We start from the raw sequence: 13,133 nt of genomic DNA, 5'->3' as shown, positions 1-13,133 counted from the left end.
CACTAGAAAAAATAGCCCAGATGGTTATCCATCTGGGCTTTAGTATTAGTAAGCTTTTAATTTTTTCCAAAGAGTAGTGGTGTAATCTAAGGTGTCATTGTCGTAGGCCTCGTAGAGCTTACAACGCTCTAAGGTCTCTTTGGTAGGAAATACTGTCTCGTCAGCGAGAGTCTCTTCATCCTCGTGCTTGGCGACTTCCATATTTGGAGTAGCATACCATACATACTCGAAATTCTCTGTGGCAGCTTCCTCCTCACACATGAAATCAATCCATTTCATGGCTGCATCGTAATGCTTGCAGGTGCGAGGTACAAACCAGGAATCAATCCAGAGATTGCCGCCTTCCTTAGGAACCGTATAGGCCAAATCCTCGTTGTATTCCATACCCATAGCAGCTTCGCCAGAGTAACATACAGCCATTGCTGCATCTTCTGAAATCATACACTCATAGGTCTCATCCTGAAGATACGCATATACGTATTGCTTTTCATCACACAACAGATTAAATGTATCATCTAACTGCTCTTTATTAGTGGTGTTGATATCGTATCCCAAAACTTCCTGAGCCACCATAAAAGCATCTCTTTGAGAGTTGATCATAACAATCTGATTCTTATATGCCGGATCCCAAAGTGATTTCCATGAGGAAACAGTTTCTTCATCCACCATTTTAGTATTATAAAGAATACCAACTGTGCCGTAGAAATATGGAACAGTGTATTTGTGGCTTGGGTCAAATGCTTCTGAAGCCTCAATTATAGCTGGGTCAATATTCTTATAATTTGGAAGAGAGTTGTAATCGATAGGAATAAGCTCTCCCTCATTACGCATGGTCTCTATCATGTAATCAGATGTGCAAATAACGTCATAATTGATAGAGCCTGCCTTGTACTTGGCATACATGTCCTCGACGGACTCGTATTCCTCGTATTTGACCTTGATGCCGGTTTCTTTTTCGAAACGCTTTAACACATCTGCCTCGATGTATTTACCATAGTTTAAAACAACGAGAGTATCTGTGCTTTCTGCATCACTACCACAGCCAGTTAAGAAGAAACAATTGGCAAGTAAAACTGTAAAAATATTTAAAAGGATAATCGCTTTCTTTTTCATTATTTCTCAGCCACCTCCTTTTTAGAATTGCCCTTGAAGTTGGTAGCCAAAAGCATCACAAAGGCAAGTAGGAAAAGGATAGTAGACAAAGCATAAAGCTCTGGCTGGATGCCCTTTCTAAGCTGGGTGTAAAGCATAGTTGAAAGGGTATTTACACCGGCACCCTTTGTAAAATATGTGATTGTAAAATCATCAAGCGACATAGTAAGCGCCATTAAAAATCCTGATAAAACGCCAGGGAATATTTCAGGCCAAACTACCTTGTAAAAAGCATACCAAGGTGTGGCACCTAAATCCATTGCAGCCTCAAAACAAGCCTCTGACAGGGACTGTAATCGTGGCAGCACATTGAAAATAACATAAGGTACTGAAAAAGCTATATGAGCAAGCACCACCGAGAATTCTCCTAGTGGAGTAAATCTTGTAAATAAAAGCATAAGTGAAATACCAGTTACAATATCTGCATTCAAAAGCGGGATATTGGTGGCACCAAGCATAATTGCCGCATGGCGCTTCTTCATGTAGTGGATACCAATAGCTGCTGATGTTCCAAGTATTGTGGCAAGTATTGATGAAGCAAGTGTAATTCTGATGGTAGTGCCTAAAGCATCCATAATGCTGTCATTGGAGGTTAAGTTGGCATACCATTTAAATGTAAATCCGCCCCAAATTGTTCTAGACATTGAGTCGTTAAAGGATAGCACAATGAGAACGAGGATTGGTGCATATAGGAATAAAAATATAAGCCCAAGATAGAGATAAGAGGCTGTGTCTTTAACTTTTTTCATACAAGCATACCTCCATTCTCCGAATCATCAAGTCTGTTCATGATTGACATAGAAACAAGTACGAAAATCATGAGAATAATTGAAAGACCTGAACCCAAATTCCAGTTTCTTGCAAGTGTAAATTCCTGCTCAATAACATTACCTATAAGGAGAACCTTACCGCCTCCCAAAAGGTTTGAAACAACGAATGATGACAGGGCAGGAACAAATACCATAATAATGCCTGAAAGAATGCCATCTCTTGAAAGTGGAATGGTAATTTTGGTAAATGTTGTCCACCAGTTGGCACCTAAATCAGCGGCAGCCTCGATGACTGAATCGTTGATTTTAGAAAGTGCATTATAAATAGGCAAAATCATATATGGCAAAAAGTCGTAAACCATTCCAAGTGTAACAGCAGCCTTGGTGTAAAGGATGTGAACTGTTGGAAGCCCAATAGCAGAAAGAATACTATTTAAGATTCCGTTGTTGGAAAGGATGATCTGCCATGCAAGTATTCGAAGCATAAAATTCATCCACATTGGAAGAATAAAAAGAAAAACTACAAAGCCCTTATTGCTGATTTTAAGGTTGTGCAAAATCAAAGCAACAGGGTACGCAAGTACTAGGCAAATAATTGTAGTTACAAAAGCAACCTTAATAGACAGCCATAAGGATGACAGATGAACTGGATCTGCAATGGCTGTAAGATTGCTTAAGGTGAAGCTTCCTTCGGGAGTAGTAATTGCGTAGCCTAGGATATAAAAAAGTGGAAGAATAGTGCAAATTAAAATCCAAACAGCATATGGTGTAGCCAGGAAGCTGGTTCTTAATCGATTAATCATCTTCCTTCATTACCTCCTCATCCTCTGATTCAGGCTTGTTCATAATCTGAATATTGAATGGAATAACATTAAGTGATACGTGCTGACCGATTTCAAAGTATTTTGTAGTATGTACAAGCCACTCATAGCCGCCGCATTGAACATCAAGCTCATAATGAACACCCTTGAAGAGACAATCGGTGATGACACCATCCATAAATCCCTTGCCTGGCGCTAAAAGCTCCACGTCCTCTGGACGAATAACTACGTCAACAGGCTTCATTGTACCGAATCCCTTATCAACACAAGGTACCTGAACTCCAAGGAATGAAACTAGCTCATCCTTAATCATAATACCCTCGATGATGTTACTTTCACCGATAAAGTCCGCTACAAAAGCATTTTCAGGCTCATTGTAGATATCCTCAGGAGTACCAATCTGCTGGATATAACCCTGGTTCATTACAACGATTGTATCAGACATGGTAAGAGCCTCTTCCTGGTCATGTGTAACATAAAGGAAAGTGATACCGAGCTCCTGCTTGATTTTCATAAGCTCATACTGCATGTTCTGGCGAAGCTTTAAATCTAGTGCTCCAAGTGGCTCATCTAATAAAAGAACCTTTGGCTCGTTGACAATGGCTCTGGCAATAGCGATACGCTGTTGCTGTCCACCGGATAATGAGTCGATAGAGCGCTTTTCAAAGCCATCAAGATTAACAAGCTTAAGTGCGTATTTAATCTTGTCGTTTATGTATTCTTTTGATTTCTTTTGAATGTTGAGACCAAAAGCGATATTTTCTTCAATTGTCATGTGTGGGAAAAGTGCGTACTTCTGAAAGACCGTATTAATAGGTCTTAAGTTGGCAGGTAATGCAGTGATGTCATTACCATTGAGATAGATTTTGCCAGAGTCAGGCTTTTCAAAACCTCCAAGAAGCCTAAGAGTAGTAGTCTTGCCGCAACCAGAAGGGCCAAGTAGGGTCACAAAGGTGTTCTCCTTGATGTAGAGATCAAGCTCGTCAAGAACTAGCTGCTTTTCATAGCTTTTTGACACGTGGTCAAATTGAATAAATTCCAATATATTTTCCTCCTTTTGATATAGCAACTGAAAAGTCAAATAACAGTTACATATAAGAAAAGCTCCGAATCAGACTCGAACTGACGACCCCCTCATTACGAGTGAGGTGCTCTACCAACTGAGCTATCGGAGCGTATATACCGGTTTTCTTGTGGTTATATAGTTTATTTCGCGAAGTTAAGTGTAATATATTGATAGGGAAAAATCAATTAAAATTGTTGAGAAATCCATAGGGTTTTATTATAATGACACATGTAAAAAGAAGGACTTATGAAGACGATTACATCCATGTCTGAGTGAGTTAGATTATATAATAGATAGTTAGGAGAAGTTTATGGCAGACAACAAGAGAAAAGCTGCACCAGCTTTCGATATTAGAGACTTATTTTCAAAGGAGAATTTACCACTTATTAGCCTTATTGTGCTTGGCATATTTGCGGTAGTATCTCTTATTGTTACAATTGCAGTATTTCACATTAATCCAATTATTGCTTGCGTTATGGTTATTTTAGAGGCGGCACTTGCAGCTTGCCTAAATCAGATTCCTATTTGGATTCATGGCCTTGTATTCATCGCTCAGATTGTAATTGGCATCATGGCTTCACAGGTTCCATTTATGATTTTCATGGCATTTATTTATGTCCTTGGCGTGGCATTTTTATATGTATGGGCTAATAGATAATGAATAAGATTAATTACCAAAGAGAATTGGATAAATTAATAGCTGATTTTGAAAAAGAAGGCCGTGTGCCTTCTTTATTGTTACATAGCTGTTGTGGGCCATGTAGCAGTTATTGTATAGAGTATTTATCTCAGTATTTCAATATTACTGTATTCTATTACAATCCCAATATCTATCCTGATGAGGAATATTATCATAGGGTTAAGGAGCAACAGCGCTTTATAAGCCAGTTTCCTGCAAAGCACAAGGTCTCTTTTATAGAGGGAGACTTTGATACTGACAGGTTCTATGAAATAGCGAAGGGACTTGAGAATGAACCTGAAAAGGGTGCTAGATGTCACAAGTGTTATGACCTTCGTTTGAGGCGCACGGCAGAGGTTGCTTTAGAAAAAGGGTTTGACTTTTTCACAACAACACTTACAATATCTCCAATGAAAGATTCTCAGATTCTTAATGAAATAGGATTAGCAATTGCTGATGAAATAGGAGTAAAATGGCTTCCTAGTGATTTCAAAAAGAGAGAGGGCTACAAGCGCTCAACGGAACTTTCTAGAGAATACAATATGTACAGACAAGATTATTGCGGTTGTGTTTATTCATATAGAGATAGGCAACAGCAAAAAGCACATGAAATGGAGGATTAGTTATGGCACAGTTGTGGGGAGGTAGATTTACAAAGTCTACCGATCAGATGGTTTATGATTTCAATGCATCAATTGGATTCGATCAAAAGCTTTTTGCACAGGACGTTAGAGGAAGTAGAGCACATGTTAAAATGCTTGCTTCTGTAGGCGTTATCACTGATGCAGAAAGAGATGAGATTCTTGCAGGGCTTGATAGCATCGAGGCAGATGTTAATTCAGGAAAGCTTGAAATCACTTCTGAATATGAGGATGTACACAGCTTTGTGGAGGCTAATCTTATTGATAGAATCGGCGATGCTGGTAAAAAGCTTCACACAGGTCGCAGTCGTAATGACCAGGTCGCTCTTGATATGAGACTTTATACAAGAGATGCTGTTGAGACTACAGCAGAGGATTTGAAGCACCTCCTTGGCACTATTTGCGGCATTATGGAAGAGCATATTGACACAATTATGCCTGGTTTTACTCATTTACAGAAGGCACAGCCTATTACACTTGCTCACCACATGGGAGCATATTTTGAAATGTTTAAGAGAGATGTTCTTCGCTTAAATGATATTAGAGAGCGTATGAATTATTGTCCGCTCGGCTCTGGAGCCCTTGCTGGCACTACATATCCACTTGATAGAAATATGACAGCCCAGCTTCTTGATTTCTACGGACCTACTTTGAATTCTATGGACGGTGTGTCAGATAGAGATTATTTGATTGAGTTCTTATCGGCTCTTTGCACTATTCAGATGCATCTTTCTCGTTTTTCTGAGGAAGTTATTATTTGGAACAGTAATGAGTACAGATTCGTTGAAATAGATGACGGATTTTCGACAGGTAGCTCTATTATGCCTCAGAAAAAGAACCCAGATATTGCTGAGCTTGTAAGAGGAAAGACTGGCCGTGTTTACGGTGCCCTTATGTCACTTCTTACAACAATGAAGGGTATTCCACTTGCATACAACAAGGATATGCAGGAGGATAAGGAAATGGCATTTGATGCTATGAAGACAGTTCAGGATTGTATTGTTTTATTTGATGGAATGCTTGCTACAATGACATTCAACAAGGATGTAATGGCAAACAGTGCTAAAAACGGATTTACAAATGCTACAGATGCTGCTGATTATCTTGTAAATCATGGTGTTCCATTTAGAGATGCTCACGGTATTATTGGCCAGGTTGTTCTTTACTGTATCGATAAGGGCATTGCCATTGATGATATGTCATTAGAAGAATTAAAAGCTATTTCTCCAGCTTTTGAAGAGGATATTTTTGATGCTATTTCAATGGAAACATGTGTAAATAAGCGACTTACAATTGGTGCTCCTGGACATGATGCCATGGTAAATGAAATCAAAGAATGTAAGGCATTTTTGGCTTAAAATAATTAATTGTAAATTTAATTCGAAAAAAAGCGAGGAGTTTGTGATAAATATTCAAAAACTGCTTGCTTTTTTTATTTATTTTTATTATAATGCCACTTAGTACACGGACAAATGTCCGCGAGAGAAAAACATGACAGAGAAGGAGTAGTTTGAAATGAGCGAGAAGTTAAAAGTCGGTATTCTTGGTGGAACAGGTATGGTAGGCCAGAGATTTATTTCTCTCCTTGAGAATCATCCATGGTTTGAGGTAACTACAATTGCTGCCAGCCCACGTTCAGCAGGACAGAAATATGTTGATGCTGTAGGTGATAGATGGAAGATGGATACTCCAATGCCTGAGGCCGTTAAAAATATTATTGTTAAGAATGTTAATGAAGTTGAGGAAGTAGCTTCTGAAGTTGATTTTGTATTCTCAGCAGTTGATATGTCTAAGGACGAGATTAAGGCTATCGAGGAGGCATACGCTAAGACAGAGACTCCAGTTGTTTCAAACAACTCAGCACATAGATGGACACCAGATGTACCTATGGTAGTGCCTGAAATCAATCCACAGCACATGCAGGTTATCGATTTCCAGAAGAAGAGACTTGGTACAACAAGAGGATTTGTTGCTGTTAAGCCTAACTGCTCAATTCAGTCTTATGCACCTGTTCTTACAGCTTGGAAAGAGTTTGAGCCATACGAGGTTGTTGTTACAACATACCAGGCTATTTCTGGTGCTGGTAAGACATTTAAGGATTGGCCAGAGATGGAGCACAACATCATCCCATTTATCTCAGGTGAGGAAGAGAAGTCTGAGAAGGAGCCACTTAGAATTTGGGGCGAGATTAAGGACGGCGTAATCGTACCTGCTGATGATGTTAAGATTACAAGCCAGTGTATCCGTGTTCCAGTTCTCAATGGACACACAGCAGCTGTATTTGTTAAGTTCAAGAAGCAGCCTACAAAGCAGCAGCTTATTGATGCAATTAACAATTTCTCAGGTGTTCCACAGGAGCTTAATCTTCCTTCTGCACCAAAGCAGTTTATCCGTTACATGGAAGAGGATAACAGACCTCAGGTATCACTTGATGTTGACTATGAGCACGGCATGGGCGTATCAGTTGGCCGTATCCGCGAGGATAGCATCTATGATTGGAAGTTTGTAGGACTTTCTCACAACACTGTTCGTGGTGCTGCAGGTGGTGCTGTACTTTGCGCAGAGCTTCTTAAGGCTCAGGGTTATATAACAAAGAAATAATGTTATTCAACACAAAGATATAACAGTTAGTTCATAAAATAGCTATGATTTGGCGTCTTTTCTTATGCTAGTATAAGAAGGGACGCTTTTTTATTTGTTAGTTTCGGGGGTAACTTATGAATAAAGTACAGGCGGAAAAATTAAAAAATAAACCAACCTGGAGAAATATTCTAAAGGCTGTTGTATTTTGTACTGTATTATTGGTGGCATCTGGCTTATTCTTTTATATTGCTGCCAATTATAATGGCACTAATATTTTTATTCCAGAAGATGGAGTTGTTTTAGGTCTTAGAATGGTTCCAATTCTTCTTATAGCTGGACTATACGGATATCTTGTATCCTCTATAGTCTTTAGCATCGCGTTTATCATATCCCTTATTTTTAAGATGGAATATTCATATACGATGATTATATATATGGCATCTATGGCATGTTTTTCTCTTTGTGCACAATTTCGCATGTTAGCAACGAAATTAAAATCATTTATTATGTGCACAGTTACAATACTGGCAATTCTGTTTAACGAATATCTTTGTTATGTAGTAGTAGATGGTCTTAGTTCAAGTGAGTTTTATTTTAAAGAAATTTCTTTTTTTAATTATAAAGTGATTTTTTCCGTTTATTTTGTAGGGATTATTCTGTATTTATATTTTAAGTATTCAAAGGATGAATATAAAAGCCCATTTCCAATTAGCTATTTATATACCGAGAGTTATGCCAAAGATTTGAAACTTAACAAGAAACATAAGCAAACTAAAATTAGTGCTAAAATCACAACTATTATTATACTTTTACTTTTTGTGTTGGGGGTATCAGTGGCATTTTTTATGATGGTGCTTTTTTCTGATATGAAAAAAATATTTGTTAATTATTCATTGGCTACAACTCCTTCATATGGAGGTTATCATGAGTACATACAGCAAGATGCAATAAATAATATTCGGAAGATGGAATATGTGGCGGATGATACCATGTTAGCCTTTGATTTAAAAATGATTATTCTTATGGTAAATGTAGGAATTCCTATTGCTGGAATAGCTACCTTTTACACTAAGATGACTATATGTGCGCCTGTTGGAACAATGTCGGATTTTATGGAGCATTATGCCACTGCAACAGATGAAGATAAAATTCTATATGGTCATAATATAGAAGATATTGAGGTGAAAACACATGATGAACTTCAAGTGCTATATGAAGCTATTAATGAAACTGTTTATGCAGTGGAGGCATATATCCAGAGAATAGAAGAAAAGCAGCGTCTTGAGGTTGATTTAGAGATTGCTAAAAAAGCTAGTGTGGCTAAATCTTCTTTTTTATCTAATATGTCTCATGAAATCAGGACTCCAATAAATGCTATTCTTGGTATGAATGAGATGATTTTAAGGGAATCAGAGGAGGAGAATACTAGAGAGTATGCTGTCAACATAAAGTCGGCTGGAAGCTCATTACTTAGTTTAGTTAATGATATTTTAGATTTCTCTAAAATCGAAGCAGGTAAAATGGAAATATTACCGGTTCAATATAATTTAGGCTCATTAATTAATGATTTGGTAAATATGGTTTCCTCTAGAGCAAAGGAAAAGGGACTTGAGCTGATAGTGGAGGTTGATAAGGAAATTCCAGCAAATCTAGTGGGGGATGAGATTCGGCTAAAGCAGGTGGTAACAAACCTTCTCACAAATTCTGTGAAATATACAGAGAAAGGAAAAGTAATTCTTTCTGTATCTTACGATATAGTTGATGAGGAAAATATTAAACTACGTTTTGAAGTGGCAGATACAGGTATGGGAATAAAAAATGAAGATTTGCGGAAGCTGTTTTCTCCTTTTGAGCGAATAGATGAAACCCGAAATAGAACTATTGAGGGAACTGGCCTTGGAATGAGCATTGTAAAGAAAACACTTGAAATGATGGACTCTAGTCTTGTGGTTGATAGTAAATATGGCTTTGGTTCTATCTTTACATTTGGCGTTAACCAAAAGGTGGTTTCTTGGAATCCAATTGGGGATTTTAAGGAAATGTATAGAGAATATATTGATAGCGTTGAAAGATATCATGAGAGCTTTACTGCGCCTGAAGCTGAAATTTTAGTTGTTGATGATACAGAAATGAATCTAACGGTCATTAAAAATCTTCTCAAGCGAACACAGATAAAAATTACCACATTAAACAGTGGCAGAGAGACTATAGATTTAGTTACTAAAAAAAGGTTTGATGTTATATTTTTAGATCATAGAATGCCAAATATGGATGGTATAGAGACATATGAGGTGATGAAGGTACTTCCAAACAATAAAAATAAAGATGTGCCAGTAATTGCATTAACAGCCAATGCAGTTTCAGGAGCTAGAGAAGAATATATGAAGCATGGCTTTACTGATTATTTGTCAAAACCAATTAATAGTATTCAGCTAGAAAATATGCTTTTACACTATTTGCCACCAGAAAAAATTCAATCCGTCTCTATTTCTAACGGCAAAGATGATTATGAACCACAATCCATGGCGGATATAGCAGGGGATAGTCTTTTGACAAGATTAAAAGATGTTGATTTAAAAGCTGGTATTAATAACTGCGGCGATGTTGATACATATACTCAAGTTGTAAAGGATTTTTATATATCTATTGATGGTAAGGCAGACGCAATTGAAGGGTTCCTAAAGGAAAAGGATTTAAGGAATTATACTGTGCTTGTACATGCTTTAAAAAGCTCAGCAAGGCTAATAGGAGCTTTGGATCTTTCAAAAATGGCTGAGGAGCTAGAAGAATTAGGTAACAAGGGTGATTATATAGCTATACAAGAGAAAAATGATGTGATGATAGCAAAATATCTCTCTTATAAAGATTCTTTAGCAGCTATAGATGATTCGGGAGTTGATAAACAGCCTATATCTAAGGATGAGGTAGAAAATGCATTTAAAGATATAAAAGAACTTGTTGAAGCTTATGATTATGATACTGCCGATTCCATTATGAATATGTTAGAAGGATACAATATTCCTGATGATATAAAGGAAAAATACATGGAAGTGAAGAAGCTTATGGTGGATGTTAATAGAGATAAGTTGCTAGAGATACTGTAAAGTAATTAAGAAAAGGAGCCAATTATGGATAAACGAATAGTATTAGTTGGAGATCCCAAAAGCTTTATGGTGGGCTCGATTGTTAAGGAGTTAAGGGATAGAGAATTTGAGGTCCTTCAAGCCTCTGGAAACGTGGATGAGATTGAAAATTTAGAGAATAAGCCATCGGTCTATCTTGTGTATATTGATGAGATGGCTGTAATGAGGGATTTATTTATTTATCTTAAAGACCATTCTATTGAAGAGGATATCTCTCTTTCTGTTGTAGGGTCTAAAAATGACTTGGAGCAGGTTAAAGAGATTATGCCGAATTTCAGACTGGCTGAGACTTTTATGCGCCCAATTAACGTGAAGGATATGGCAGAAAAGATGGAATGGATTGTGGAAGCAGAGGACGAACGCCTTCAGAAAAAGAAGATTTTGCTTGTAGATGATGACGGAACCATGCTTAGAACACTTAAAAGCTGGCTGGAGACTCATTACCAAGTATTTATGGTTAATTCCGGAATGGCCGCCATTACATTTTTGGCGAAAAATGAAATAGATTTGATTCTTCTTGATTATGAAATGCCAATCACCACTGGTCCGCAAGTTCTTGAAATGCTTCGTTCAGAGGAAAATACAGCTAAAATTCCCGTTATGTTTTTGACAAATAAAGGGGATAAAGAGTCTGTTATGAATGTGCTTGGATTGAAACCTGAAAAATATTTATTAAAAACAATGTCCAAATCTGCATTATTGGGGCAGATTGATGAGTTTTTCGAAAAAGAAAAGGCAAAGCAATATTAATTAAATTTGAATAAAATTCTTTTTTACTGTAGCAAGCTAAAGTAAAGTATGTTATGATAGTAGCCGTATCATTGTTAAGACGCAGTTTTTTATGGAGAATTGTTATGGTTGCTAGAACAAACGAACTTAAGAAGCTTGACTCAATTTATCAAAGTAATGCCAATAATTTGGTACTCATGTATGGCAGAAGCGGATCTGCTAAGGAAGGACTTATAGATTCCTTTACTACAGGGAAGCCTTATTTTTACTATAGAAGCCGTCAGTGTTCTGATGCAAAGCAACTCAATTATGTAAGCAAACAGGTGGCATTAACTTACAACACAGCTGGAGAGTATGAATCTTTTGAAGCATGCTTTAAGGATTTAAAATCTAAGGATGGTTCAAAGCTTGTAATTATTATAGATGAGGCTCAATATGCTATTAAGAAGACCAACGAGCTTTTTAGTGCATTAGTAGCTCTTAAGAATAAAAAGCTAATTTCAGGCCAGGTTATGATTATTGTAGCTAGTTCATCGATTGTTTGGTCTGAGAATACTTTCTACGATATTGTAGGAAGTCAGAAGTCTGTTGTTGATGAGACTATTAAGTTAGAGAATTTATCATTCCTTGATGTTGTTAGAGCTTTTCCTAGCTATTCAGTAGCTCAGTGTGTTAGTACCTATGGTATTATCGGTGGTGTTGCTGATTACTTAGATAGATGGGATAGCAGAAAGACTATCAAGCAGAATGTTTGTGAGAATATTCTTTCTCCTTCTGGATTTCTTTACAGTGAGGCAGAGGATTATATAGCATCAGAGCTTAGAGAGCTTTCTTGCTATAATACAATCTTAGGTTCCATTGCAGCTGGCAATGAAAAGCTTAATGATTTATTTGAAGATACTGGATATTCTAGAGCTAAGATATCTGTTTATATGAAGAATCTTGCTGCTTTTGATGTAGTTAATAAGGTAGTATCATTTGAGACTGGCGGTTGGGACAACGCTAAAAAGGGTATCTACAGAATCTCAGAACCATACGTCAATTTCTGGTTCACATTTGTATATCCTAATTTGTCAGAGCTTATTTCTATGACACCTGAGAAATTCTACGATAAATTTATCGAGCCAGAGCTTGATGCATACTTACAATCATATTTTGTTGATGTATGTAGAGAGTATCTCCACCTTTTAAATATGGTAGGACAGCTTCCTATTAAGCTTGAGAAAATTGGTACTTGGCTTGGTAAGGAGGGTTCTATCGATGTAATCGGTCAGAGCTCAAATAGAGAAAATGTTGTAGGTATTTGCAACTGGACAGAAAAGTATATGAGCTTTGATGCTTACGATAAATTGCTTGAATTGATGAAGCTGGCACGTATTACTGCTAATACAGTTTTCCTCTTTTCAGCTACCAGATTTGATCCAAAACTTACACAGTTATCAAAGGAAAATAAATCAGTTGTGTTGGTAGACATGACCGAATTATAAAGTTATAATTATTAGAGCTCCTTGCCATAGGTGAGGGGCTCTATATTATTTTAATCTAAAAT

The 13,133-nt window shown here is 37.2% G+C and carries 11 protein-coding genes and 1 tRNA gene; 7 read left to right on the top strand and 5 right to left on the bottom strand.

Annotated elements, in window-relative coordinates:
* Nucleotides 1–45: 45 nt before the first annotated feature.
* From F0Q01_RS05405 to F0Q01_RS05385, 5 genes are all read right to left on the bottom strand, one after another.
* Nucleotides 46–1,113 carry an ABC transporter substrate-binding protein gene (locus tag F0Q01_RS05405; protein ID WP_090487014.1) on the bottom strand — a complete coding sequence of 356 codons (1,068 nt, stop codon included), beginning with the start codon at nt 1,111–1,113 and terminating at the stop codon, nt 46–48.
* A complete protein-coding gene (locus tag F0Q01_RS05400) occupies nt 1,113–1,901 on the bottom strand; it encodes an ABC transporter permease (RefSeq protein ID WP_090487011.1) in 789 nt (262 codons plus the stop codon). Before F0Q01_RS05400 ends, F0Q01_RS05405 begins: the two co-directional genes overlap by 1 nt.
* On the bottom strand, nt 1,898–2,725 hold the full coding sequence (locus F0Q01_RS05395) for an ABC transporter permease (protein WP_090487008.1): 828 nt from the start codon (nt 2,723–2,725) through the stop codon (nt 1,898–1,900). Before F0Q01_RS05395 ends, F0Q01_RS05400 begins: the two co-directional genes overlap by 4 nt.
* Nucleotides 2,718–3,785, bottom strand: coding sequence for an ABC transporter ATP-binding protein (locus F0Q01_RS05390; protein WP_205467953.1), 1,068 nt, complete (start codon nt 3,783–3,785; stop codon nt 2,718–2,720). The genes F0Q01_RS05395 and F0Q01_RS05390 overlap by 8 nt, the downstream gene beginning before the upstream one ends.
* Nucleotides 3,786–3,845: 60 nt before the next feature.
* Nucleotides 3,846–3,918: transfer RNA gene (locus F0Q01_RS05385), tRNA-Thr, on the bottom strand.
* Nucleotides 3,919–4,119: 201 nt separating this feature from the next.
* Here F0Q01_RS05385 and F0Q01_RS05380 point away from each other — a divergent pair.
* The 7 genes from F0Q01_RS05380 to F0Q01_RS05350 all read left to right on the top strand — a co-directional run bounded on the left by F0Q01_RS05380 (nt 4,120) and on the right by F0Q01_RS05350 (nt 13,071).
* On the top strand, nt 4,120–4,467 hold the full coding sequence (locus tag F0Q01_RS05380) for a hypothetical protein (RefSeq protein ID WP_090487002.1): 348 nt from the start codon (nt 4,120–4,122) through the stop codon (nt 4,465–4,467).
* The gene (locus F0Q01_RS05375) at nt 4,467–5,111 is read left to right on the top strand and encodes an epoxyqueuosine reductase QueH (RefSeq protein WP_090486999.1); all 645 of its coding nucleotides are present in this window, start codon (nt 4,467–4,469) and stop codon (nt 5,109–5,111) included. Before F0Q01_RS05380 ends, F0Q01_RS05375 begins: the two co-directional genes overlap by 1 nt.
* A gap of 2 nt (nt 5,112–5,113) precedes the next feature.
* Complete coding sequence (gene argH / locus F0Q01_RS05370; protein ID WP_090149324.1) at nt 5,114–6,487, top strand: argininosuccinate lyase; 1,374 nt, start codon at nt 5,114–5,116, stop codon at nt 6,485–6,487.
* A gap of 157 nt (nt 6,488–6,644) precedes the next feature.
* Nucleotides 6,645–7,730: an aspartate-semialdehyde dehydrogenase gene (gene asd / locus F0Q01_RS05365; protein WP_090149329.1), complete on the top strand. Its 1,086-nt coding sequence runs from the start codon at nt 6,645–6,647 to the stop codon at nt 7,728–7,730.
* 116 nt (nt 7,731–7,846) lie between these two features.
* Complete coding sequence (locus F0Q01_RS05360; protein WP_242941831.1) at nt 7,847–10,816, top strand: response regulator; 2,970 nt, start codon at nt 7,847–7,849, stop codon at nt 10,814–10,816.
* A gap of 24 nt (nt 10,817–10,840) precedes the next feature.
* A complete protein-coding gene (locus F0Q01_RS05355; RefSeq protein WP_090486997.1) occupies nt 10,841–11,605 on the top strand; it encodes a response regulator in 765 nt (254 codons plus the stop codon).
* A 104-nt stretch (nt 11,606–11,709) separates the two neighbouring features.
* Nucleotides 11,710–13,071 carry an ATP-binding protein gene (locus tag F0Q01_RS05350; RefSeq protein ID WP_090486992.1) on the top strand — a complete coding sequence of 454 codons (1,362 nt, stop codon included), beginning with the start codon at nt 11,710–11,712 and terminating at the stop codon, nt 13,069–13,071.
* Nucleotides 13,072–13,133 lie beyond the last annotated feature (62 nt).

Source organism: Pseudobutyrivibrio xylanivorans, from assembly GCF_010906925.1.
Taxonomy (GTDB): domain Bacteria; phylum Bacillota; class Clostridia; order Lachnospirales; family Lachnospiraceae; genus Pseudobutyrivibrio.
This window is presented reverse-complemented; position numbering and strand designations above follow the sequence as displayed.